The organism is Actinosynnema sp. NPDC023587 (assembly GCF_040640215.1).
Taxonomy (GTDB): domain Bacteria; phylum Actinomycetota; class Actinomycetes; order Mycobacteriales; family Pseudonocardiaceae; genus Actinosynnema.
Map to the genome: position 1 here is coordinate 86,586 of NZ_JBFABG010000007.1, position 23,044 is coordinate 109,629.

General features: G+C 73.9%; 19 protein-coding genes and 1 pseudogene. 8 read left to right on the forward strand and 12 right to left on the reverse strand.

The genetic code is table 11. The features are described from left to right. Positions 1 to 12 precede the first annotated feature (12 nt). Complete coding sequence (locus AB0G01_RS20140) at positions 13 to 672, forward strand: adenosylcobinamide amidohydrolase (protein ID WP_360947563.1); 660 nt, start codon at positions 13 to 15, stop codon at positions 670 to 672. A 187-nt stretch (positions 673 to 859) separates the two neighbouring features. Here AB0G01_RS20140 and AB0G01_RS20145 read toward each other — a convergent pair whose 3' ends face one another. Both AB0G01_RS20145 and AB0G01_RS20150 read right to left on the reverse strand, forming a co-directional pair. Further along, entirely contained in the window at positions 860 to 1,489 is a 630-nt protein-coding gene (locus AB0G01_RS20145) for a response regulator transcription factor (protein ID WP_360947565.1), read from the reverse strand. An 80-nt stretch (positions 1,490 to 1,569) separates the two neighbouring features. Next, a complete protein-coding gene (locus AB0G01_RS20150; RefSeq protein WP_360947567.1) occupies positions 1,570 to 2,718 on the reverse strand; it encodes a sensor histidine kinase in 1,149 nt (382 codons plus the stop codon). A 165-nt stretch (positions 2,719 to 2,883) separates the two neighbouring features. Here AB0G01_RS20150 and AB0G01_RS20155 point away from each other — a divergent pair, with 165 nt between their 5' ends. Then, the gene (locus AB0G01_RS20155; protein WP_360947569.1) at positions 2,884 to 3,990 is read left to right on the forward strand and encodes an ABC transporter permease; all 1,107 of its coding nucleotides are present in this window, start codon (positions 2,884 to 2,886) and stop codon (positions 3,988 to 3,990) included. Further along, complete coding sequence (locus AB0G01_RS20160) at positions 3,987 to 4,727, forward strand: ABC transporter ATP-binding protein (protein ID WP_360947571.1); 741 nt, start codon at positions 3,987 to 3,989, stop codon at positions 4,725 to 4,727. Before AB0G01_RS20155 ends, AB0G01_RS20160 begins: the two co-directional genes overlap by 4 nt. A 134-nt stretch (positions 4,728 to 4,861) precedes the next feature. On the opposite strand, the gene AB0G01_RS20165 is transcribed toward AB0G01_RS20160, so the two are convergent. Further along, positions 4,862 to 5,314 carry a hypothetical protein gene (locus AB0G01_RS20165; protein WP_360947573.1) on the reverse strand — a complete coding sequence of 151 codons (453 nt, stop codon included), beginning with the start codon at positions 5,312 to 5,314 and terminating at the stop codon, positions 4,862 to 4,864. A 225-nt stretch (positions 5,315 to 5,539) separates the two neighbouring features. Between AB0G01_RS20165 and AB0G01_RS20170 the strand changes: the two genes are divergently transcribed. Further along, entirely contained in the window at positions 5,540 to 5,845 is a 306-nt protein-coding gene (locus tag AB0G01_RS20170) for a hypothetical protein (protein WP_360947575.1), read from the forward strand. 58 nt (positions 5,846 to 5,903) lie between these two features. Here the strand turns inward: AB0G01_RS20170 and AB0G01_RS20175 are convergent, their stop codons facing one another. Both AB0G01_RS20175 and AB0G01_RS20180 read right to left on the reverse strand, forming a co-directional pair. Further along, positions 5,904 to 6,446 (reverse strand): AAA family ATPase, encoded by a 543-nt coding sequence (locus AB0G01_RS20175; RefSeq protein ID WP_360947577.1) that lies wholly within the window; start codon positions 6,444 to 6,446, stop codon positions 5,904 to 5,906. A gap of 68 nt (positions 6,447 to 6,514) precedes the next feature. Then, a complete protein-coding gene (locus AB0G01_RS20180) occupies positions 6,515 to 7,489 on the reverse strand; it encodes a sporulation protein (protein WP_360947579.1) in 975 nt (324 codons plus the stop codon). 216 nt (positions 7,490 to 7,705) lie between these two features. Between AB0G01_RS20180 and AB0G01_RS20185 the strand changes: the two genes are divergently transcribed. Beyond that, positions 7,706 to 8,158: a PaaI family thioesterase gene (locus tag AB0G01_RS20185; protein ID WP_360947580.1), complete on the forward strand. Its 453-nt coding sequence runs from the start codon at positions 7,706 to 7,708 to the stop codon at positions 8,156 to 8,158. Positions 8,159 to 8,167: 9 nt separating this feature from the next. Here AB0G01_RS20185 and AB0G01_RS20190 read toward each other — a convergent pair whose 3' ends face one another. The 3 genes from AB0G01_RS20190 to AB0G01_RS20200 all read right to left on the reverse strand — a co-directional run bounded on the left by AB0G01_RS20190 (position 8,168) and on the right by AB0G01_RS20200 (position 13,224). Further along, the gene (locus tag AB0G01_RS20190) at positions 8,168 to 9,187 is read right to left on the reverse strand and encodes an LLM class flavin-dependent oxidoreductase (protein WP_360948130.1); all 1,020 of its coding nucleotides are present in this window, start codon (positions 9,185 to 9,187) and stop codon (positions 8,168 to 8,170) included. A 578-nt stretch (positions 9,188 to 9,765) separates the two neighbouring features. Then, on the reverse strand, positions 9,766 to 11,565 hold the full coding sequence (locus AB0G01_RS20195) for a serine hydrolase (RefSeq protein WP_360947582.1): 1,800 nt from the start codon (positions 11,563 to 11,565) through the stop codon (positions 9,766 to 9,768). A 300-nt stretch (positions 11,566 to 11,865) separates the two neighbouring features. Then, positions 11,866 to 13,224 carry a serine hydrolase domain-containing protein gene (locus AB0G01_RS20200; RefSeq protein WP_360947584.1) on the reverse strand — a complete coding sequence of 453 codons (1,359 nt, stop codon included), beginning with the start codon at positions 13,222 to 13,224 and terminating at the stop codon, positions 11,866 to 11,868. A 141-nt stretch (positions 13,225 to 13,365) separates the two neighbouring features. Between AB0G01_RS20200 and AB0G01_RS20205 the strand changes: the two are divergent. Continuing rightward, positions 13,366 to 14,301, forward strand: a pseudogene (locus tag AB0G01_RS20205) (hypothetical protein); the annotation flags it as partial. Here AB0G01_RS20205 and AB0G01_RS20210 read toward each other — a convergent pair. Further along, complete coding sequence (locus AB0G01_RS20210) at positions 14,234 to 14,536, reverse strand: hypothetical protein (protein WP_360947586.1); 303 nt, start codon at positions 14,534 to 14,536, stop codon at positions 14,234 to 14,236. The pseudogene AB0G01_RS20205 and the gene AB0G01_RS20210 sit on opposite strands and share 68 nt — an antisense overlap. 126 nt (positions 14,537 to 14,662) lie before the next feature. Continuing rightward, entirely contained in the window at positions 14,663 to 15,937 is a 1,275-nt protein-coding gene (locus tag AB0G01_RS20215) for a DUF2252 domain-containing protein (protein WP_360948132.1), read from the reverse strand. 275 nt (positions 15,938 to 16,212) lie between these two features. Between AB0G01_RS20215 and AB0G01_RS20220 the strand changes: the two genes are divergently transcribed. Beyond that, positions 16,213 to 16,512, forward strand: a complete 300-nt coding sequence (locus AB0G01_RS20220) for a three-helix bundle dimerization domain-containing protein (RefSeq protein WP_360947588.1) — start codon at positions 16,213 to 16,215, stop codon at positions 16,510 to 16,512. 50 nt (positions 16,513 to 16,562) lie between these two features. Here AB0G01_RS20220 and metH read toward each other — a convergent pair whose 3' ends face one another. Both metH and AB0G01_RS20230 read right to left on the reverse strand, forming a co-directional pair. Then, complete coding sequence (metH, locus tag AB0G01_RS20225) at positions 16,563 to 20,180, reverse strand: methionine synthase (RefSeq protein ID WP_360947590.1); 3,618 nt, start codon at positions 20,178 to 20,180, stop codon at positions 16,563 to 16,565. A gap of 364 nt (positions 20,181 to 20,544) precedes the next feature. Beyond that, positions 20,545 to 22,425, reverse strand: coding sequence for a protein kinase (locus AB0G01_RS20230; protein WP_360947592.1), 1,881 nt, complete (start codon positions 22,423 to 22,425; stop codon positions 20,545 to 20,547). A gap of 273 nt (positions 22,426 to 22,698) precedes the next feature. On the opposite strand from AB0G01_RS20230, the gene AB0G01_RS20235 reads away from it, so the two are divergent. Beyond that, positions 22,699 to 22,998, forward strand: coding sequence for a DUF1540 domain-containing protein (locus tag AB0G01_RS20235; RefSeq protein ID WP_360947594.1), 300 nt, complete (start codon positions 22,699 to 22,701; stop codon positions 22,996 to 22,998). Positions 22,999 to 23,044: the final 46 nt, after the last annotated feature.

Below are 23,044 nucleotides of genomic sequence, written 5' to 3' on the forward strand. Positions count from 1 at the left end.
ATCGTGCGGCGGGTGATCACGATCGTGCCGCCCGGTGTCCTGGTCCAGCCCGAGGACGGGCGGCCGGCCCTGGCGTGGTCGTTCCCGGACGGGGTGCGGGCGGTGTCGACGGCGGTGGTCGGCGGCGGGGTCGGGCCGTGCCGCTGGGTGGTCAACGTCGAGGTGGACGACCAGTACCACCGCGACCCCGTGGCGCACGTCACCGCGCTGGCCGGGTCGTGGGGGCTGACCGGCCCGGGGTCGGGGCTGGTGACGGCGGCGGTGGTGGTGGCGGAGTTCGCGACGGGCGTGGACGAAGGCGTCGAGTGCGTCGCCACGGTCGGTCTCAGCCACCCGGTGGTCGCGGCGTCCGCCGCCGGGACCGGGCCTTGGACGCCGGGGACGCCGGGGACGATCAACACCGTGTGCTGGGTGCCGGTCGGGCTGGACGAGGGCGCGCTGGTCAACACGGTGGTCACGGCGACCGAGGCGAAAGCGCAGGCGTTGGCCGACGCGGGCGTGCGCGGCACGGGGACGCCGAGCGACGCGATCGTGGTGTGCTGCCCGGAGGGAGGCGGGGAGCCTTACGGCGGCCCACGGTCGCGGTGGGGGCAGCGGGTGGCGAACGCCGTCTACCGGGCGACCGGGGACGGCGCGCGGCGGTGGTTGGCGAAGAACGGCGTCACGGCGTGATCGAACCGCCGATGCCGGGGCGACCACCGGGGGTCGTGAACCGCAGAGGGTGACGGAGACGGACGGACCGTGGACCGGGCACTGCCGTACGGAGCGGACACGACCGGCACGTTCGGGCTCGGCCCGCACCACGGGCAACTGGCCATTCCGCCCGGCCCGCGAGGGACCGTCGGTGTGGACGAGCGGGTCAGCGGCGGATCAGGCCGCGTGCGGTGGCGGTGGCCACGGCGGCGGTGCGGGAGTCGACGCCCAGCTTCGCGTAGATGTGCACCAGGTGGGACTTCACGGTGGCCAGGGTGAGGTCCAGCCGCTCGGCGACGGCGTGGTTGGACAGCCCCTCGGCGACCAGGGTCAGCACCTCGGCCTCGCGCCGGGTCAGCGCCGTCCCGGGCGTGCGCAGGCGGTTCACCAGGCGGTCGGCGACGGTCGGGGCCAGGGTGGTGCGACCGGCGGCGGCCGTGCGCACGGCGGCGGCCAGCTCCTCCGGCGGGGCGTCCTTGAGCAGGTAGCCGGTCGCGCCCGCCTCGATCGCGGGCAGCGTGTCGGCGTCGGTGTCGTAGGTCGTGACGACCAGGACGCGGGGCGCGTCCGGCCGGGCGCTGATCGCGGCGGTGGCCTGGGAGCCGTTCATGCCCGCGCCGAATTGGAGGTCCATCAGCACGACGTCCACGTCCAGTTCCGCCGCCAGCGCCACGGCCTGCTCGGCGGTCGCCGCCTCGGCCACCACGACCAGGTCCGGTTCGGTCTCCAGCACGGCGCGCAGACCCGCCCGGACCACCGGGTGGTCGTCGGCCAGCAGCAGGCGGATCGGGGTCACGGGCGGGCCTTCCGAGGTCAGGGGCGGGTCTTGCGGGGTCTCGGATGGGTCTTCCGGGCGCACGAGCGGGTCCTTCGAACTCACGGGTGGGCCTCCGGGGTCGGGAGCCGGGCGCGCAGGGTGGTGCCGCGCCCCGGTGCCGAGTCGACGGTGAGCGTGCCGCCGAGCGAGCGCACCCGGGCCGCCGTCGCGGCCAGCCCGAACCCGCCCGAGGCCGGGTCGGGTTCGGGCGGTGCCGCCGGGTCGAAGCCGTCGCCGTCGTCGGCGACCTCCAGCACCACCTCGCCGGCGCGGTAGTCGAGGGTGACCTCCGCCGTGGTGGCGTTGGCGTGGCGGACCGCGTTGGCCAGCGCCGACTGCGCGATCCGCAGCAGCGCCACGTCGTGCGCGGTGGGCAGCGGCACCGGTCGGCCGGCCAGGTGGAAGCGGGTGGTCGGGGTGCCGGTGGCGGCGCACAGGCGGGCCAGCGCGCCGGCGGGCGTGGTGCCGTCGAGGGCGGGCGGGCTGAGCGCGGCCACGAAGCGGCGGGCCTCGGCGAGGTTGTCCACGGCCGCGTGCCGGGCCCGGACGACGTGGCGGGCGGCGTCCTCGGGGCGGTCGGGCAGGATGCGCTCGGCGGCGCGCAGCAGGAGCTGGATGCTGGACAGGCCCTGCGCGAGCGTGTCGTGGATCTCGCGGGCCAGCCGCTCCCGTTCGGCGAGCACGCCGGCGGTGTGCTGGGCCTCGGCCAGGTCGGCGCGGGTGGCGGTGAGCTCCTCGATCAGCCGCCGGCGTTGCTCGCTCTCCCGGTAGAGCACCCGGTAGCCCCAGCCGACGGCGACCGCGACCGCCGCGCCGAGCACCGGTCCGATCACGACGGCCGGGGTGAGGCCCTGGTGCAGGCCGAACGCGGTGACGGCGGCGAGCGCGGTCGCGGCGACGGCCGGCACGCCCGCGCGGCGCGGCAGCAGGTGGAGTTGGAGGAAGTACAGCGGGAACGCCACCCACACCGCGTCGGCGGTCAGCACGAGCAGCGCCACCCACACCGCGCACACGGCGGCGAGCCACCACCCGGCCGACCGGCGCGAGCGGCCGACCCCCGGGACCACCACGCCCGCCGCGTAGACGACGGCCAGCAGCGCCGCGACCACCACCGGTCCGGGTGCGGTCGCCCGGACGGCGGCCAACGTGACGAGGCCGACGACCAGCAGGTGCAGGCACCAGGCCAGCGCGACGCGGGTGTTGTCCATGAGCACCGCCCAGGGTAGGCGAGGTCCCGGGGACCGGCATCAACCGAAAGTTCGACCTCCGCGACCTCCTCGCGACGCGCGGAGTCCGATCCCGCGCGCGATGCCGCGCACCCCCCTGCCGGGCGATGGTGGGAGCACGTCACCGGTGTTCGAGGAGAGGGCGGGATGTTCGTCGGCTGGAGAGACCTCAGGTTCGCCAAGGGGCGCTTCGCGCTCATGGGGGCCGTCATCGTGCTCCTCACCCTGCTGGTGGGGTTGCTGTCCGGGTTGACCGCCGGGTTGGGCAGGCAGAACGTGTCGGGGATCGAGGAGCTGCCGGCGGACCTGATCGCGTTCGGCGCGCCGGAGTCGGGTCCGGAGTCGGGTCCGGAGTCGTCGAGCGCGGAGTCGGTGCCGGCGGTGTCGTTCGCGGACTCCACCGTGACCGAGGAGCAGGTGCGCCGGTGGGCGGCGACGCCGGGCGTGCGGACGGCCGAACCGCTGGGCGTGGCCACGACGAAGGCGTCGGGCGCGCGGAACGCGGCGGTGACCGTGTTCGGGGTCCGGCCCGGGTCGGGGTTGGCACCGGTGGGCGACGACCGCTCGGTCCTGCTGTCCACGGGCGCGGCCGACGCGCTGGGCGCGGGTGCCGGCGACGCGGTCACCCTGGCGGGCCGCACGCTGGTGGTGACCGCCGTGCGCGGGGACTCCTGGTACAGCCACACCCCCGTGGTCTGGGCCACTGTGGACACCTGGCGGCTCGCCGCGCCACCCGACGCCCAGGCCGCCACGGTGATCGCCCTGACCACCACCTCGACCGCCCCGGACCTCACCTCGACCGACGCCGCACTCGGCACGCACACCGTGCCGACCGGCGACGCCCTGGCCGGGATCGGCTCGTACGCGTCGGAGAACGGGTCGCTCCAACTGATGCGCGGGTTCCTGTTCGCCATCTCGGCGCTGGTGATCGGCGCGTTCTTCACCGTGTGGACGATCCAGCGCAGCGGTGACGTCGCGGTGCTGAAGGCCCTCGGCGCGTCCACGGCGGGGCTGCTGCGCGACGCGCTCGGCCAGGCGGTGGTCGTGCTGGCGGGCGGCACGCTGATCGGCACCGGCCTCGCGGTCGCGGCGGGCGCGGCCCTGGCCGGGTCGGCCGTGCCGTTCCTGCTGACCCCCGCGACGGTGCTGCTGCCGGCGGCGGTGACCGTGCTGCTCGGCGCGGCCGGCGCGGCACTGGCCGTGCGCCGGATCACCTCCGTGGACCCGTTGACCGCCCTGGGAGCGACCCGATGAGCCTCGTCCTGCGCGACATCACCCTCACCTACCCGGACGGCGACGGCCGGCTGACCGCGCTCGACCGGGTCGGCCTCGACGTGCCGGCCGGCACCCTGACCGCCGTGGTGGGCCCGTCCGGCTCCGGCAAGTCCAGCCTGCTGGCCGTCGCCGCCACCCTCGTCACGCCGGACGCGGGCACGGTCACCGTCGACGGCGTCACCACCACCGGCCTGGGCCGGGGCGAGCTGGCGGCGCTGCGCCGGCGCGCGATCGGCACGGTGTTCCAACAGCCCAACCTGCTCCCGTCGCTGACCGCCGCCGAGCAGCTCCAGGTGATGGCCCACCTCGACGGCCGGTCCCCCGGCGCGGCGCGACCGCGCGCGGTCGAGCTGCTGGACGCGGTCGGGATGGCGGACCTGGCCGGCCGCCGCCCGCACCAGTTGTCCGGCGGCCAGCGCCAGCGGGTGAACATCGCCCGCGCTCTGATGAACCGGCCGACCGTGCTGCTGGTGGACGAGCCGACCAGCGCGCTCGACCACGAGCGTGGCGCGGCGGTGATCGACCTGATCACGCGCCTCACCCACCGCCAGGCGACGGCCACCGTCCTGGTGACCCACGACCGGGCGCACCTGTCCGCCGTGGACCGCGTGGTGGAGGTCCGGGACGGCCGACTCGTCGACCAGGTCGACGGCTCACCGGCGGAAGGGCCGGCTGCCTCGTCGGGAAGCGCGCGCCGCGTTGGGTCGACCCGGTGAGCCCGTCGGACACCCGGCGCTGGACGCGAGCGACCAGTGGCTGACCTTCAGCACGCGGGTCGGCGCGGCGGGCACCGACGCGGGCCTGCCGAAGCTCGTGCAGGTCCCGGCGCGGCGGCCCCGACCTCCCGAGGTCAGCGCTCCGGCGGCGGCGCGACCACGATCGGCCACGCCTCCTCGGCGAGGGCGTCCTCCAGCGACTCGTCCGGGCCGAGCGCGAACACCGCCGCGCCCGCGCCCGCCCGCGCGAAGACCCGGGGGTCGACCCGGGTCTCCACCCGCAGCACCACCACCGCGTCCGGGTCGGCCGCCGACCGGACCGGGAACAGCCCGGGGTCGACGTCGACCTGCTTGAGCGCGGCCGGGTGGGCGACGACGGCGACGGTGAGCCGGTCACCGGCGAGCGAGGTCTCCGCCCAACCGTCGGTCTGGGAGAGGTACAGGACGCCGTCACCCTCGTAGCAGTAGCTCGACAGGCTGTTGACGGCCCGCTCGCCGAGCGGACCGCCGGGGTCGACGATGACGACCACGACGGGCCTGTCCGGCTGCTCCGGGTCGATCCCGGGACGCACCTGGATCCGAGCCACTGACGACCTCCCCCTCCGGCGGAAAACGGGGTCAGTACAGCACCTCGCGCGGCCGGGCCGCCCAGCGGTCCGGCCGGTGACCACCTGTCACCACCCCCTGCGCGTGACCCACCGGATCGAGTGAGATCGCGCCCTGTGGAGGGACGAGGGGCCGAAATCCGCGCGGCACGCCGGTCCGGCCGGAAACGCTGAGGTCGCACACGGACCGAGAAGGGGTGTTCTGCGATGGTGGCACGGGAACTGGTCGCGGCGGCGGGCGTGACCGCAGTGGTGGCGGCGGTGATGACCGCTGGTCTGGTCACGGCTCCGGCCGCGTCGGCGGCACAGGGCGTGCTGAAGGTGGGGCAGCAGGAGTACCGCGACCCGAGCGGCTGCTACCCCAACACCACGACCCCGCTGATGGTCGAGAACCGCACCGACCGGATCGTGGTCGTCTTCCACGACTCGCACTGCGCCGGTGAGCGCATCGGGTGGATCGCGCCGGGCGGCTTCGTGGTGAGCGAGTTCGGCGGGAGCGTGCACGTCCGCTGACGGCCGGAGCGTCCGCCGACCGGCCCCGCGCCGACCGCCTCGGCGAGCCCGGGGCCGCTCAGTCGAGCACGGCCTCCGACCAGCGGGCCAGGATCTCGGCGGCGGTCTGCTCGGGGGTCTGGTACGAGGTGTCCAGCCACAGGCCCAGGCGCGGGGTCTCCTCGCGCAGCACCCGGTCCAGGGCGCGCACCGTCCACTCGTCGTACGCCCGCTTGGCCCGGCCCCGCTCGCGCACGGCGATCGCGGCCGGTGTCGGCGCGAGCACGACGACCAGCAGCGGGCGGTTGCGGATGCGGTCGACCAGGTAGGGCAGGAACTCGCCGAGCACCACGTCCTGCACCACGGCGGTGAAGCCCGCCTCGAAGTACCCGTCCGCCGTGGCGGCGGCCAGGTCGTGCCGCAACCTCAACTGCCGCAGCGCTTCCCCGGACGGGTCGGGGCCCATCTCCTCGCGCCCGCCGACGACCATGCGCCGGTACACGTCACCGCGGACGTGCGCCGAGCGGGGCAGCGACTCGGCCAGGAGCTGGGCGACCGTGGACTTGCCGGCCGCCTGGATGCCCGTGACGAGCACGACGGCCCGCTCCCCCGTGTCCGCCATCCCCCGATGATCTCCGGTCGGGGCGGACCGCGCGACCCGTTTTCCGGCGCGGCCCACCCCGTCCGGCGTCACTCCTCGCCGCCGCCGTCGTCCTCGAAGAAGTCCTCGGCGACCTCGCCGAGGACCATCCCGCCGACCACGCCGGCCGCCGCGCCCGCGACGACGCCGCCCATGCCCGGACCGCGCCGCCCGTGGTGCCCGTGCTGGTCGTAGCCGTGCTGGTCGTAGCCGTGCTGCTGGTAGCCCTGCTGGTGGCCGAACGCGGAGTGGCCGCCGCGCTCGACGATCTGCGCGAGCCACCCGGTGATCGCCGAGGCCCAGTCGGTGCGCAGGGCGTCCTGGTGGGAGGCGTGGAAGCGGCCGAACGAGTCGCCGCCCGAGCTGAACGCGCCGCCGCGCTTGTCCGCCTCCAGCACCACGACCAGCTCGTGCGGACTGGTGACGAAGGTGAGCTCGACCTGGTTGAGCCGACCCGCGTACTGGGCCGGCGGGAAGAATTCGATCTCCTGGTAGAAGCCCAGTTCCTGGTGCACGCCGTGGATCCGGCCGGCCTCCACGTCCGCGCCGCGGAACTGGAAGCCGAGCTGCCCGAACGCGTCCAGCACGCGGTCCTGCGACGGCAGCGGCGACACCACGACCGGGTCGAGGTCGCCCTTGTCCGGCGCGCCCGCGATGACCAGCTCGGTGCGCAGGCCGACCGTCATGCCGGGGAGCTGGTGCCCGCCGACGGCGGTGATCGGGGTCTCCCACGGGATCGGGACCTGGAACGGCACGGTGAGCGGCTGGTTGGCCGCGACCCGGACGCCGTGGGCCACCGGGACCCGCAGGAACTCCGACTTGCCCGCGAACTCGTGGTCGCCGTGCTCGACCTCGACCCTGGTCACCAGGGAGAGCACGATCTGGTCGACGACGACGTCACCGCTGCCGCCCTGGATGCGCACCTGGCCGGTGATCACCTGGCCGGGCGTGGCGTGCGGCGAGTCGAGCACGGTGTCGACGGACGGGCCGCCGACGCCGAAGGCGCTGAGCATCCGCTTGAACATGGGAAGACTTCCTCCGGGGACTGGGTTGCGAAGCCGCTGGTCCCGCGAGCGCCCGGCCGACGGCGACAGCCGTACCGGTCGGCGCGTCGGGGCACACGTCACACTAGCACGTGCCGCTGTACGGTTCACCGGACGTACCCGGATGGCCGCACCGCGTGAGGTCCGGCGGCTTCCCCGCCGTGCGGCCCGGTCGACCGGCGTGCCTACTGTGGGCCGGTGACCAGCATCCAGGAACGCCTGTACCCGGACCTCCCGTGCTTCGGCTGCGGCCACGCCAACGCCGACGGGCTGAAGCTGCGCAGTTACCCCGGCGACGACGGCGTGGTGACCGCGACGTTCACGCCGTGGCCCGCGCACGACAACGGTCTCGGCTACCTCAACGGCGGCATCATCTGCACGGTGCTGGACTGCCACAGCGCCGCCGCCGTCATGCGGGAGGCCGACGCGCGGGGGTGGCGACCGCTGGGCGACGCCGCCCTGTCCTACGTGACGGCCGGGCTGGACGTCCGCTATCTGCGGCCGTCGCCGCTGCACGAGCCGGTGGAGCTGCGGGCCGTGGTCACCGAGGCGTCCGAGGCGCGGATGACCGTCGACGTGTCCCTGGTGTGGGACGGCAAGATCCGCGCCGAGGCGAGCGCCCTGTGGAAGCGCTGGCGGCCCCGCCCCTGACCCGGCGGCTCAGGTGGCGGGCCGCCAGCCGAGCGCGGGGCCCAGGGCGGTGGCGATGTCGGTCAGGATCTGGACGTAGTCGGCGTGCTCGAACGTGAACGGCAGGGCGAACGCCACCTCGTCCACCTCGCGGAACGCCGCGTGGGCGTGCAGCCGGCCGGCGATCTCCGAGGAGTGCCCGACCAGGTCCGGCGCGAACAGCAACCGCGCCGGCCCCTGCGGGGACGCGGTGCGGGGCAGGCGTTCGCGCGCGTAGTCGTGGTACTTCGCCTTCTGCTCCGCGCTCGCCGTGTCGGTCGGGATCACCACCAGGCCCTGGGAGACGCGGGCCTTCCCGCCGTCCGGGTGGTGCGCGCGGAACGTGCGGATCTGGGAGAGCTGGATCTCCTCGAACCCCGCGTCGCCCTCGGCCTTCACCACGCTGCTGGTCAGGTAGTTCACCCGGTTCTCGCCGGCCCACCGCGCCGAGGCGGTGCTCCCGCCGCCGTACCACATCCGCTCCGCCAGCCCCTCGGCGTGGGGCTGCACCCGGTCGGAGAACACCTCGATGCCCTCGGTGCCGCTGAAGTCCGTCGCGCGCTCGCCGCGCACGAAGCCCAGCAGCCGCCGGACCCGGTCGTGGCCGAAGTCCTGCCGGTCGGCGGTGTCCGGGTAGAGCGCCTCCCGGACCCGGTCGAGGTGCGCCGGCGGGCCGGCGCTGACGCCCGGGTTCAGCCGGCCGCCGGAGAGCAGGTCGACCGTCGCCAGGTCCTCGGCCAGGCGCAGCGGGTTCTCCCAGCCGACCGGGATGACGGCGGTGCCCAGGTGGATGCGGCTGGTCCGCTGGGACGCCGCCGCCAGGACCGCGACGGGGGACGAGATGCCGTGCTGGAGGTGCCGGTGCCGCACCCACGCGCTGTCGAAGCCCAGGTCCTCGCCGAACCGGATGATCTCCAGCGTGGACTCGTGGCCGGGGCGCGGGTCCCGGGGGTCGAACAGCCCGATGGTGAGGAAACCCAGCTTCCGCAGCGGTTCGTCGGGCAGCGGCACGGCACTCCTCCAGCGGTCCGCGGCGCGGGTCCGGTGACCGCGCGCCGACGTGCCCGATCCTCCCAGCCGGTGCCGCGCGCCGGTCGGGAGTTCCACCAGGTGGGCGGTTCCCGGTTCAGCCCGCGAGCCACTCCCGCCGGCGTCCGCCGGCAGCGCGGGGATCGGCTCGACGCCGAGACCGGGCTTGATGTCGACCACCTGGCACGCGCCCGGACTGATCGCGTCGGCGGCGGGCAGGCCGTTCAGCGCGGGCACCGGGTAGCGGCGCAGCACGTCCAGCACGCCCTCCAGGTACTCCGACGACGCGGTGACGTCCCAGCCGACCAGCAGCCGGTCGGAGGCGTCGCCGCCGCGCCCGCCGCCGGCGAGGTCGGCGTCGGCCACGGTGGGCAGCCGCTCCCGGCTGCCCACCGGCCAGATCGTGTCGTGGTGGCCGAGCACGAGCACGCGGCGCGGCCCGTGACCCGGCCGCCACCGCACGCGCGGGACGCCGTCGCGGGTGACGACCTCGCCGCGCACCCCGAAGTACGCCGCGCCGATCGTCGCCACCAGCCGCAGCGCGTGGTCGATCAGCGGCTTCAGCCGATCGCGGGCGGCGTCCCGGCAGTTCCCCGGTCGACGCGCTTGAACAGCCGGAACATGTACAGGTAGTCGTCCTCCCCGTCCACCACGTGGGTGAACTCGGTCAGCGCGCCCTCCATGTCCACGATGAACCGGCCCTTGCCGGACGGCGTGACCTCCCGGCGCGGCTCGGGCGCGTCGGTGATGTCGGGGACCTTGGTCTCCAGGTCCATGAAGTACCGGCCGTCGTCGTCGCGGGTCAGCGTCTGGCGCATCGCGACCGTCTCGTACACGCCGAGCAGGTCGTCGATGTCCGCGCCCTCCGCCACGACGGGCTTGGGCGCGGTGAGGCCGAGGTCGGCCCCGATCAGCGCCTGCAACTCGTCGACCAGGCCCAGTCCCCGGTCGGCGTTGGTCAGCACGCAGATCGCCACGCCGAGCTCGGGGAACGTGGTCAGCCGCGCGACCTGCCCGATGGTGTGGCCGCCGTGCTGCGACGCGGTCACCGGGTCGCCGCCGGCGCGGTCCCAGTCGGTCAGGAGCCAGCCCAGCCCCCAGCCCTGGTCCACTGTGGACACTGACGACAGGTCGACCTGCCGGGTGCGCATGGACCGCGCGGACTCGGCGGACAGCACCCGCTCGCCGTTGAGGCCGAGGCCGTCGCGCAGGTGCATCGCGCCGAACCGGAGCAGGGCGTCCGCCGTGCCGGTGATCAGGCCGGCGGGCCCGACCGAGCGCGGCAGCATCCACACCTTGGCGGGCACGACCTGGTGGTCGGCGTCCCGGTCGGGGTTGTCCTGGTGCCCCACGGCGGTGCGGAACAGCGGCGCGTCCTTGGCCCGGGTGATCACCCGGGTCAACCCCAGCGGCTCGCGGATGTGCTTCGCGACCGCCTCGTCCCACGTCGTGCCGCGCAGCACCTCGACGATCCGCCCGGCCAGCACGAACCCGGCGTTGCAGTAGCTCAGCGGGCCGTCCGGCCGGGTGTAGGGGTGCGTGTCGGCGAGCGCGGCCACGTACTTCTCGACGCAGTCGTCGCCGTCGCCGGTGTCCAGGAAGATGTCGCCGTCGATGCCGCTGGTGTGCGTGACGAGCTGCCGGACGGTGACCTTCGGAGCGTGCTCGGGGTCGGCCAGCCGGAAGTCCGGCAGGATCTCCACGACCGGCGTGTCCAGGGTCAGCAGGCCCTCGTCCACGAGCTGCATGACCAGCGTCGTGGTCCACACCTTGCTGATCGAGCCGTACTGGAAGAGCGTGTCCTCGGTGACGGTCACGCCGGTGTCCAGGCTGGTGACCCCCGAGACGAGGACCCGGATGTCGGCGTTGCCCTCGGCGTCGAGTTGCAGCACGCCGACCTGGACGCCCGGCACGTGGTGCTCGGTGGCGAGGACGTCCAGGCGTTCCTGCCACTCGGCGGACGCGAGGAGTTCGGTGTTCATCAGTGCCCTCTCGGTGGGGGTTCGGGAGACGCGGAGCCGGGTCGGGAGTTCGGGCGGGTGGACCACGGGCGGCGGACACACCTCCGGCTCGCCGGACGTGAACGACAGCGCCTCCCCGCCGTCGCCGCCGGTGAGGACGTCCGCCACCGACTTGACGTCGGTCGCCTGGACGAGCGCCTGGCGCACGGCGGTGGGCCGGGTGGTGGCGTCGCCGACCACGGTCAGCTCGTACGGTCCGGTGCCGTTGGACTTCGCGGTGAGCGGGGTGCCAGCCGCGCGCTTGACGCCCTCGCGGACGGTGAACGTCGTGGCGGTGGTGGAGATCTCCCCCTTCTCGGCCGGCCACGGCCGGGCCTCGCCGTCCTGGTCGAAGGTCACCAGAAGTTCTTCCTGTTGTAGCCGAACGCGATGACCTGGCGGCTGGAGTTTCGGCGGTGCGGTGCGGGAACAGCGCGCCGTCGACCACGGGGGCACCGGAGCCGCCGGGAGAGTCCCCGGACGAGCCGCACCAGGTGGCGCGCCAACGGGTGCCGAACCGCGTCGGGGCCCGCTCCCCCGGTGGGGCGTCGAGGGTCGGGGTGGCCATGCGGCCATCCTGCTTGTGCGACCCGGATCGCTTCGCCGGACGATCCGACCGGACTTCCCCGGCCGACTGGGGGAATCCGACAAGACCGGCGCTCAACCGGTGCGCCGGAACAGCCGCCCGGCGAACACGTGGTCGACACCGTCGTGGGTGAGCAGCGCGAACTCCCGGGTCGCCCCGTTGAGCTCGAACTCGAAGCGGTCGCGCGCCAACGGGGTCACCGCGCACGGCGCGGGGCCGCCGCCGGACGCCTTGTCGGTGATCCGCAGGACCAGTCCGCCCTCCTGCACCGTCAGCGCGCAGCGCAGGGAGGGGGTCTCGTAGACGCCCGCCACGGCGGCGAGGTCGACCTGGGCCGCCTCCGGGTCCGCCGCCGGCCGGGGCCGGGTGAGGCCCAGGTCCGCGCCGACCAGGTCCACCAGCTCGTCGGTCAGCGCCGGTCCGTACTCGGAGTTGGTCAGCACGCACACCGCCACGCCCAGCTCCGGGAACGAGTGCAGCGCGGCGAGCTGGCCGCTGGTGCTGCCGTTGTGCTCCACGGCCACCGCCGCGCCCCAGTCCGACAGCGTCCAGCCCAGCCCCCACCCGATCCGGGTGGACAGCAGCCCGGACAGGTCGACCTGCACCGAGCGCATCAGCCGGGCCGACTCGGCGGACAGCACCCGCTCGCCGTTGAGCCCGACGCCGTCGCGCAGGTGGGCGGCGGTGAACCGGAGCAGGTCCGCCGAGTCGCCGGTGATCAGCCCGGCCGGGCCGAGCGAGCGGGGTAGCTGCCAGTTCGGCGTGGGCATCAGCTCGCCGGTCTCCGGGTGGCGCAGGTGGCCGATCGCGGTGCGGAACAGCGGCGCGTCCCTGGTCAGCGTGATCACCCGGGACAGCTCCAGCGGCGCGCAGATCCGCTCGGCCAGCACCGCGTTCCACGTCGTGCCGCGCAGCACCTCGACGATCCGCCCGGCGACGCAGAACCCGGAGTTGCTGTAGCTCAGCGGCCCGCCCGCGCCGGTCACGGCCGCCGCGTCGGCGAGCGAGGCGACGTAGCCCTCCAGGCAGCCGTCGTCGTCCCCGGTGTCGGTGAACAGGTCGCCGTCGATGCCGCTGGTGTGGGTGAGCAGGTGCCGGACGGTGATCGCCGGGCCGTGCTCCGGGTCGGCCAGCCGGAAGTCCGGCAGGACGTCCACGACCTTCGCGTCCAGCGTGAGCAGGCCCTCGTCGACGAGTTGGAGCACCAGCGTGGTGATCCACACCTTGGTGATCGAGCCGTAGTGGAACAGGGTGTGCGGGGTGACCTCGACGCCGGTGGCCAGCCCGGCGAGCCCGGCGGCCAGCACCCGCACCCCGCCGTCCGGCGTCAGCAGGCCCACCTGGAACCCGGGCACCCGGTGGCGGGCCGCGAGGTCGTCCAGCCGGGCCTGCCACCGGTCGCCGGCGAGCAGGTCGGGGTCCACGTCCACCATGCGGGGTTCCTCTCGGGCGAGGGCGGCCGACCGGGGTGCCGGCCTCCCGTGAGCGGGGTCATCGGGGGGGATCGCACCACCACGACCCCGGCACCGGACGGCGTGCCGGTCGTGGACGTCGCGGGCCTGCTGCTCGGCTACGCGCCGGTCTGCACCCACGTGCGGGAACTGGTCGGGGCCAACCCGGACACGCCGGTGGACGGGTCCTCCGAGGTGGTCCGGGCGGCGGTCGAGACCGGCGCGGCGATGCACCACCGCCACGTCGACAACACGTCCCGGCGGCACGTGGGCCGGGTGCTCCGCCTGCTGGAGAAGACCCGTGCCGAGGGGTCGCGGGTCACCGTGGAGGTCTGCCCGTACGGCGCGGGCGGCACCGGCATCGGCGCGTTCTTCCTCGCGTCCGAACGGCTGGCCGCGTGGGACCTCGTGCCCAGGGACCTCGTACCCAGCGACCTCGTGCCCAGCGACATCGTGCTGGTGGCGACCGGCGAGCGGGTCGCCGACCTCGGCCGGCTGCGGGAGCTGCGGGAGGCCGTCCCCGGCGCGCTGTGCGTGGTGTCCTTCGTGGACGAGGAGAACCCCGCCGACGCGGCGGTGCCGCACCGCGCGCCGGCGTTCCCGGACGCGATCGTGGCCGGCGACGCGATGCCGATCCGGTGGCCGGACGGCACCCGCGACTGTCGCGAGTGGCCGTTGCCGCCGCTGGGCCGCACCCACCCGCGCACGGCGGGGACGTTCGCCAAGTCGTTGCGCCTGATGGTCCGCGAGACCGGCGCGTGGACGTGGTCGGAGGCGTTCCGGCGGTGCTCCTGGCTGCCCGCCCGGGTGCTCGACCCGATCGCGCCGGGCGCGGCGGCCAAGGGCCACCTCGGCGTGGGCGCGGACGTCGTGGTGCGCGACGGGGGCGTCCGGGTCGCCGCCCTCCCGGGCCGCCCGCCGCGCGGCGAGCCCGCGCAGCACGCGCGCGGGCGGCGTTCCGGTCGGTGGACCGGAACGCCGCCCGCCGCCGTCAGCGGACGTGGACGCTCCGGCCCTCGGCGGTGGCGCGGTCGTCGCCCACCCCGTCCGGTCGGATGACCTGCACGACGTCGCCTTCGCAGTCGCGGTCGTCGTAGACGAACACCTTCTGGTCCGTCCAGTTCCGGATCTCCTCGTGGCCGTAGAGGTCGTAGCAGCCCCGGGGGTCCTCGACGGCCTCGCCGGAGAGCAGGAGCACGCCCTCGGCGGCCGAGGCCGGCACGGCGGTGATCGTCAGGGCGAGGGCTCCGGTGGCCGCCAGGACACCGATCCGGGCGGTGAGACGTCGAGTCATGTGGTGCCATCCCTCATTCTGCTGGGCGGTGGACCGGTCCACCGTGGACCACGACCACCGCCCCCGGCGGGTCAGCACGCCGGGAAGACACCCGACCGGATGGGCTGAACACGGAGCGTAGGGCGGCTACCCGGGGTCGACGGCCGGGGTGGTCGAGTCGACGCCCTTGATCCGGCCCGCGCGGAACGCCTCCACGAACAGCCGGTGGTCCTCGCGGGTGGTCTCGGCGTAGCGCAGGCCGAAGTCCACCACGGACTCGACGAAATCGTCCTCCCGCTCCCCGATCACGTGCGCGATCGCCTCCTCCACCTGGAAGTCGACCAGGGTCTGGTCGGAGTCCGAGTCCGACACGCAGTGCATCTTGGCGGTCGCCCGCCCGAGGTGCTCCAGCACCGGCAGCATGTCCGCCGGCTCGGTCAGGTCCGACCAGTCCAGGTCGGACTCGTACGGCGACAGCTCGGCCACCACGTACCCGACGCCGTCGATGCCGGTGTACCCCAGCCACGGGTCGGCGTGCGCCTGCAACGCCCGCTGCGACACCGCCGTGCGGTGGCCGTGGTGGGTGAAGTACTCGCGGATGCGCTCGTCGGGCACGATCCGGCTGGGCGCGGCCACGTTCGCCTGCTTCATGGACAGCACCACGTCGTTCTCCAGCGCCTGGGTGCGGCCCTCCACGAGCACGTTGTACGCGGACAGCCCGGCCGACCCGATGCCGAAGCCGAAGCGCCCCACCACGTCCTTCACCGCGTAGCTCAGGCTGCTGGAGGCCCGCTTGCCGCTCGGGATGGTGTCGAGGTACGCCTCGAACGCCGCCAGGACCCGCGCGCGCTCGGCGTCGTCCAGCTCGCGGATGCCCTCGCGGTCGCGGCGGAACCGGCGCTCGTAGTCGACCACCACGGTCTTCTCGTCGAGCAGCTCGACGCGGGTCGCCAGCCGGGCGCGCAGCAGCACCTGGCGCAGCACGCCGTCCGTGCTGTCCAGGCGCAGGCTGAACAGCTCGTCACCGGGGTGCTCGGCGAACGCCCGCACCTGCCGGACGTACGCGGCGACGTAGGCGCGCACGAGTTCGGCGATCGTGCGGTCGGGCAGCGCCTTGCGCCAGCCGAGCAGCGCCAGGCTCGCCGCGAACCGCCGGACGTCCCAGGTGAAGGACCCGAGGTAGGCCTCGTCGAAGTCGTTGACGTCGAACACCAGCGCGCCCGCCGCGTCCATGTAGGTGCCGAAGTTCTGGGCGTGCAGGTCGCCCTGGATCCACACCCGGCCGGTGCGCTCGTCGGCCCACTCGTCGGGCTCCTCCCGCATGTCGGCGTAGAACAGGCAGGCGCTGCCCCGGTAGAAGGCGAACGGCTCGGCCGCCATCTTGCGGAACTTGTGCCGGAACGCGGCCGGATCGGCCGCCATCAGGTCCGCGAACGCGTCCTGGAGAACGGCCACGATGCGGTCGCCGCGGTCAGTCACGACGGTGCTCCTCTCGACGGCCGGACGGTAGTCCACGCGGGGCCGCTCCGGCACCTGCCCGCGCACCCGTTCGCCGACCGTTCGGCGGGCCGCCCGCCGCACTCCGCTCCCCCGACCGGCCCCACCGGGGTTCGCACGTCCGGTTCATCCCGAATTCGACCGGCGTTCACCCCTCCGGCTACCCCCGGGAAGAACCCGCCGTGGACAGGAGGCACCCGTTGAGCGAGACCGCCGACCCGCACCCCGCAGAGCCGTTAGCCGACCACCCCGCAGCGCCGCCGGCCGACCGCCACCCCGCACACACGTACTCCGCAGACCCGCACTCCGCAGACCCCGCAGACGACGACCTCGCCGTCGTGGACAACCGCCTGATCGACCGCTACCCCGCCGTCCCCGCCGAGCTGATCCGCCGCCTGCGCCGCGAGGAGTCGAACCGCCTGGCGGGCGCGCGGATCACCTCGTTCCTGGCCGTCCTGGTCGAACGCGCCACCCGGCAGCGGCTGGCCGATCCGGGCTGAGCGGGACGCGGCCACCCGGTCGGTGCCGGGTGGCCGCCCCGGGTCCGGGCTCAGTCGATGTCGTAGGCGAGGTTCGGGCGCAACCAGCGCTCGACCTCCGCGACCGTGCTGCCCAACCGCTTCGCGTAGTCCACGACCTGGTCGCGCCCGATCCGCCCGACGCTGAAGTACCGCGACGCCGGGTTCGCGAAGATCAGCCCGCTGACCGCCGCCGCCGGCGTCATCGCGAACGACTCGGTCAGCGCCAGCCCGGCCCGCTCCGCGTCGAGCAGGTCGAACAGCGGCTGCTTGAGGCTGTGGTCCGGGCTCGCCGGGTAGCCCATGGCGGGCCGGATGCCGCGGAACCGCTCCGCGTGCAGGTCCGCCAGCGCGGGCTCCGAACCGGGCTCGAACCACATCCGCCGCGCCTCCAGGTGGATGTGCTCGGCGAACGCCTCGGCCAGCCGGTCGGCCAGCGCCTTGGTCATGATCGACCGGTAGTCGTCCTGCTCGGCCTCGTACTTCGCGGCCAGCACCTCCGCGCCGTGCACGGCCACCGCGAACGCGCCCAGGTGGTCGCCCTCGGGCGCGACGTAGTCCGCCAGGCTCCGGTTGGGGCGGCTCTGCGGCTTCGTCGTCTGCTGGCGCAGCATCGGCAGCCGCACCCGGTCGTCGACCAGCAGGTCGTCGCCGTCGGAGCGGGTCGGCCAGAAGCCGAGCAGCCCGCGCGCCTGGAACCCCCCGGTCGCCAGGATCTCGTCCAGCAGGGCGTTGCCGTCGTCGAACAGCTCGCGGGCCACCGGCTCGTCCAGGATCGCCGGGTACTTCCCCTTGACCTCCCAGGCCAGGAAGAAGAACTGCCAGTCGATCATCGCCCGCAGCACGCCCAGGTCCGGCTCGAACAGCCGCACGCCGGTGAACTCCGGCACCGGCAGGTCGGTGAAGTCGACGACCTCGCGGTTCTCCCGGGCCTTCTGGAAGGTCAGCAGCGGGACGCTGCGGCGCTCCTCGTGCTGCTTGCGCAACCGGTCCTGCTCGATGTGGTTGCGCGCGGTGAGCCCCTCGGCCCGGTCGGAGTCGAGCAGCTCGGAGACCACGCCGACCACCCGCGAGGCGTCCTGGACGTGCACGGTCGCGCCCTCGTAGGCGGGGGCGACGCGGACCGCGGTGTGCTGGCGGGACGTCGTCGCGCCACCGATCAGCAGCGGCAGCTTCACGCCCCGGCGCTGCATGTCCGAGGCCACCGCGACCATCTCGTCCAGCGACGGCGTGATCAGCCCGGACAGGCCGATCGCGTCCGCGCCCTCGGCCACCGCCGTGTCGATGATGACCGACGACGGCACCATCACGCCGAGGTCGATCACCTCGTAGTTGTTGCAGCCCAGGACCACGCCGACGATGTTCTTGCCGATGTCGTGGACGTCGCCCTTCACCGTGGCCATGACGATCTTGCCGGGACCGCGCCGGGCGTCGACCCGGCCCTCCAGCCGGGCCTTCTCCTTCTCCGCCTCCATGTAGGGCTCCAGGTAGGCCACCGAGCGCTTCATCACCCGCGCGCTCTTGACCACCTGCGGCAGGAACATCTTGCCCGCGCCGAACAGGTCGCCGACCACCTTCATGCCGTCCATCAGCGGACCCTCGATGACCTCCAGGGGCCGGGCGCACTTCTGCCGGGCCTCCTCGGTGTCGTCCTCGATGTAGTCCACGATGCCGTGCACCAGGGCGTGCGACAGCCGCTGCTCGACCGACGCCTCCCGCCACGACAGGTCCGCGACCCGCTTGGTGCCCGCGCCCTTGACCGTCTCGGCGTGCGCGACCAGCCGGTCGGTGGCGTCCGGGCGGCGGTCGAACAGGACGTCTTCGACCAGTTCCAGCAGGTCCTTCGGGATGTCCTCGTAGACGGCGAGCTGACCCGCGTTCACGATGCCCATGTCCAGGCCCGCGCGCACCGCGTGCAGCAGGAACGACGAGTGCATCGCCTCGCGGATGATGTCGTTGCCCCGGAAGGAGAACGACAGGTTCGAGATGCCGCCGCTGATCCGGACGCCCGGACACTTCTCCTTGATCAGCGGCAGGGCGTCGATGAACGCCTTGGCGTAGCCGTCGTGCTCGGCGATGCCGGTCGCCACGGCCAGCACGTTCGGGTCGAAGATGATGTCCTCGGGCGGGAACCCGACCTCGTCCACCAGCAGCCGGTAGGCCCGCGAGCAGATCGAGACCTTGCGCTCGGTGGTGTCGGCCTGGCCCTGCTCGTCGAACGCCATGACCACGACGCCCGCGCCGTGGTCGCGGATGGCGCGGGCCTGCGCCAGGAAGGGCTCCTCGCCCTCCTTGAGGCTGATCGAGTTGACCACGCCCTTGCCCTGCACGCACTTCAGCCCGGCTTCGAGCACGCTCCACCGGGAACTGTCGATCATGATCGGGATGCGCGCGACCTCGGGTTCGGTGGCGATGAGGTTGAGGAAGGTCGTCATCGCCTCCTCGCTGTCGAGCAGGTCGGCGTCCATGTTGACGTCCAGCAGGTTCGCCCCGCCGCGCACCTGCTCCAGCGCGACGGCCACCGCGCCCTGGTGGTCGTCGCCCTCGATCAGCCGGCGGAACCGCTTGGAACCGGTCACGTTGGTGCGCTCGCCGATCATCACGAATCCGGTGTCCGGACCGATCGTGAACGGCTCCAGGCCGCTGAACGAGGTGGCCCGGACCGGTCCGGCCGGCTCCCGGCCGGGCGCGAGGCCCTTGACCGCCTCGGCGATGCGGGCGATGTGCGCGGGGGTGGTGCCGCAGCACCCGCCGACCACGTTCACGATGCCGGAGCCGGCGAACTCGCCGAGCAGCTCGGCGGTCTCGTCCGGCGTCTGGTCGTAGCCGCCGAACGCGTTGGGCAGGCCCGCGTTGGGGTGGGCCGCGGTGTAGGTGGGGGCGATCCGGGCGAGCTCGGCGACGTGCGGGCGCATCTCGGCCGCGCCCAGCGCGCAGTTCACGCCCACCACGAGCGGGTCGGCGTGCTCGATGGACCGCCAGAACGCCTCGACGGTCTGCCCGGACAGCGTCCGGCCGCTGAGGTCGACGATGGTGACCGAGACCCACACCGGCAGGTGCGGCGCGACCTCGCGGGCGGCAGACAGGGCGGCCTTGGCGTTGAGGGTGTCGAAGATGGTCTCGATCAGCAGCAGGTCGACGCCGCCCTCGTCCAGCGCCGCGATCTGCTCCGCGTAAGACGCCTTGACCTGGTCGAACGTCACCGCGCGGTACGCCGGGTCCTCGACCCGGGGCGACAGCGACAGGGTGACGTTGAGCGGGCCGACCGAGCCCGCGACGAACCGGTCGCCGAACTCGTCGGCCGCCTGCCGGGCCAGCTTCGCGCCCGCCACGTTCATCTCGCGGACCAGCGACTCCAGCCCGTAGTCGGCCTGGCCGATGCCGGTCGCGGTGAAGGTGTTGGTGGTGGTGATGTCCGCGCCCGCCGCCAGGTACTGCCGGTGGACGTCCAGGACCACGTCGGGGCGGGTGATGTTGAGCAGGTCGGGGTCGCCGGTGACGTCCTTGTGGTGGCCGTCGAGGAAGTCGCCCCGGTAGTCCTCGGGGGTCAGGCCGGCCCCCTGGAGCATCGTCCCCCACGCGCCGTCGAGCACGGCCACGCGCTGGTCCATGAGCTGCCGCAGGGCGTCGATCTTCGCCGTTCCAGTCATCCGGACACCTCCCATTGACATGGAAGGCGCCCTTGTCCGGTGGTGACCGGGGCGAGCGTGGCGGATTCCCATCCGTTGCAGCGCCTCTCGCTCCCAGGGTCCCCATCATACCCAAAGATCAACTTCTCACCGCCCGCACCGGCCGCCGGGTTCCACCATGTGGACCGATCGCGCCACGTCGCGCCCACCTCGACCAACACCGCCGACACCGCCCCGACCGGGGGCGACGGCACCGCCGACCCCTGGCCGACACCCCGCCCCGGACGTACCCGGCGTGAAAATTTCCGGCGAACGGCGTCACCTCGCGGAAAAACGGAGATCGACCGCCGTCGAGGTCGGATGAAGTGCTGTTCCCCGCCTGCGGTCACCCGATGGTGTCCTGTTGGTCGATCGCCCAGCCGTCGCCGACGCGGACCAGGGTGTAGACGTTCAGCTCGGACGTGCTGGTTCCGTCGCGGTAGAGGTACGTCACGCGCGCGGTGACCCGGTCCCCCTCCACCCGCACCTCGGAGAGCGGCGCGGACCGCATCCGCGACCAGAACGCCTGGTACGCCGCCAGGCTCGGGGCACGGACGGCCTTGAACCGGTCGGTCAGCCGCCCGTAGGCGGTCGTCAGGTCGCCGGGCAGCAACGCGTAGTAGTCGGTCAGCGCCTGGTCCGGCCCGGCCTGCTGGGGCGGGACGGTGGTGGTGGTGGGCGGTGCGGTCGTGGTCTGCCCGGTCGGCTGACCGCTGGTCGCACCGGTGGGCGGGTCCTGCGGCGAACCGGTCGGCTCCGGCCCGGTCTGGTCCCCGCCGGTCTGCCCCTGGTCGGCGGGCGGCACGGGAGCCGTGGTCGTCGTGGTGTCGCCGGCCCCCTGGTCGGGTAGCTGTCCGAACCTGGTGAACACCACCACCAGCAGCACCCCGAGCACCACCACGAGGCCGGCGGCGATCAACGCCATCCGCCGCCTGCCCCGGTCGGGGTCCTCCTCCGGGGCCGCTGTCCCCGACGCGGGCTCCACCGGCTCCACCGGCTTGGTCGGCTCGGACGTGGTCGCGGCGGGCACGGGCTCCGGAGACGCCGGGGGGACGTCCTCGACCGGAGCCGCTGTCGCGGGCGGCGGGACGGGCGGCGGGACGGGCGCTGCCGGGAGGTCGACCGCCGGCTCGTCCCGGACGGTCTCGGCCGCCGCGTCGGTCACCGCCTCGACGGACAGCTCGGTGGCCGCCTCGGCGGCGGTGTCGTCGGGCGTCCCGGTCGGCGTCCCGGTCGGCGTCTTGGCGGGCGGGTCGGCGGGCGGGTCCGGGGGAGCGTCGGCCGGCGTTCCGACGACCGGGCGTTCGATGGGCGAGCTCTCGGCGGACGCGCTGCCGGCTGGCGGGTCGAGCACCGGCAGCACGATCCGGGTCGCGGCGGCGAAGGGCAGCGCCTCGGCCAGCACGGTGGCCGGCTCGGCGGACCCCTCGGCGAGCATCCGCACCGCCTCGGCCATGGTGGGCCGGTTCTCCGGGTCCGGGTCGAGCAGCCGGGTGAGGACCGGTTCCAGCGGTCCGGCGTTCTCCGGCGGCGCGTACTTGCCCTCGGCGGCCCGGTGCAGCAGCAGGATCGGGTTGCCGTCCAGCCCGAACGGCGGCGTGCCCTCCAGCGCCGCGTACAGCGTCGCGCCGACCCCGAACACGTCGGACGGGAAGCCCGGCTCCGCACCCAGCGCGACCTCCGGCGCGAGGTAGGCGGGCGTGCCGACGAGCATCCCGGACGCGGTGAGCGTGCCCTCGCCGGCGACCCGCGAGGTGCCGAAGTCGGTCACCTTGACCGTGCCGAACTCGGTCACCAGCACGTTGCCGGGCTTGACGTCGCGGTGGATCACCCCGGCGTCGTGCGCGGAGGAGAGGCCGGCCGCGAGCTGCTGCCCGATCCGGCGCACCTCGTCGAACGGCAGCGTGCCCCGGTCCGCCAGCACCGTCGCCAGGCTGCGGGACGGCAGGTACTCCATGACCAGCCACGGCCGGCCGTCGTCCTCGACCACGTCGTAGAGCGCGATCACGTTGGCGTGCTGGAGCCGCGCCGCGATCCGGCCCTCGCGCACCACCCGTTTGGCCGAGTCCGCGTCGAAACCGCTGCGGTTCAGCAGTTCCTTGACCGCCACGATCCGCCGCAGGCGGGTGTCCTCGGCCCGCCACACGACACCCATGCCACCCGCGCCGATCCGGGCCGTCAGCCGGTACCGGCCCGCGATGGTGCGCTCCTCCACCACAGCTCCCATTCCCACGGTGCGCGTCGGGTACCGATGACCCGATCCAGCGACCCACGAACGTGTGTACCCGACCACGATGCCGGCCCGGTGTCACGCGATCGGCGAGCACCCGGTGGTGTGTCGCGCCGGGCTGCCCCGGCCGGGTCACCCGGAAACCCCGCGAAAATGCGTTCTTGATATCGAAAAATGGACCGTGGTTAGCCTTACCTAATCATTCCCGTGTTGCGACCCGGTAATGCCGGTGGCAATGTTCGGGACACCGAACCGGCATGAGGAGCAACCATGACCACCACCGAAATGCCCGAGGTCAGCTCGTGCACCGTCGCGGGCTGTTCGTACAACCACGACGGTTGCCACGCCTTCGCGATCACGGTCAGCGGCATGAACGGCACGGCGGACTGCGGCACCTTCGTCCCACTGTCCACCAAGGGCGGCCTGCCCAAGGTCGTCGCCCAGGTCGGAGCGTGTTCGCGCACCGACTGCACGTACAACGCCAACCTGGAGTGCACCGCCTCGGGCGTGCGGATCGGACCGGGTCAGGGCGACCACGCGGCGAACTGCCTGACCTACACCCACGCCTGACCCGCGCACGCGCGGAAAGGCCGGATCGCGGGGGCGCACCACCGCC

Coding starts and splice junctions, on each gene's coding strand:
- AB0G01_RS20150 (WP_360947567.1), bottom strand. CDS start 2,718: ATGGACAACACCCGCGTCGCGCTGGCCTGGTGCCTGCACCTGCTGGTC.
- AB0G01_RS20155 (WP_360947569.1), top strand. CDS start 2,884: ATGTTCGTCGGCTGGAGAGACCTCAGGTTCGCCAAGGGGCGCTTCGCG.
- AB0G01_RS20160 (WP_360947571.1), top strand. CDS start 3,987: ATGAGCCTCGTCCTGCGCGACATCACCCTCACCTACCCGGACGGCGAC.
- AB0G01_RS20170 (WP_360947575.1), top strand. CDS start 5,540: ATGGTGGCACGGGAACTGGTCGCGGCGGCGGGCGTGACCGCAGTGGTG.
- AB0G01_RS20175 (WP_360947577.1), bottom strand. CDS start 6,446: ATGGCGGACACGGGGGAGCGGGCCGTCGTGCTCGTCACGGGCATCCAG.
- AB0G01_RS20180 (WP_360947579.1), bottom strand. CDS start 7,489: ATGTTCAAGCGGATGCTCAGCGCCTTCGGCGTCGGCGGCCCGTCCGTC.
- AB0G01_RS20200 (WP_360947584.1), bottom strand. CDS start 13,224: ATGGTGGACGTGGACCCCGACCTGCTCGCCGGCGACCGGTGGCAGGCC.
- AB0G01_RS20210 (WP_360947586.1), bottom strand. CDS start 14,536: ATGACTCGACGTCTCACCGCCCGGATCGGTGTCCTGGCGGCCACCGGA.
- AB0G01_RS20215 (WP_360948132.1), bottom strand. CDS start 15,937: ATGGCGGCCGATCCGGCCGCGTTCCGGCACAAGTTCCGCAAGATGGCG.
- metH (WP_360947590.1), bottom strand. CDS start 20,180: ATGACTGGAACGGCGAAGATCGACGCCCTGCGGCAGCTCATGGACCAG.
- AB0G01_RS20230 (WP_360947592.1), bottom strand. CDS start 22,425: ATGGGAGCTGTGGTGGAGGAGCGCACCATCGCGGGCCGGTACCGGCTG.
- AB0G01_RS20235 (WP_360947594.1), top strand. CDS start 22,699: ATGACCACCACCGAAATGCCCGAGGTCAGCTCGTGCACCGTCGCGGGC.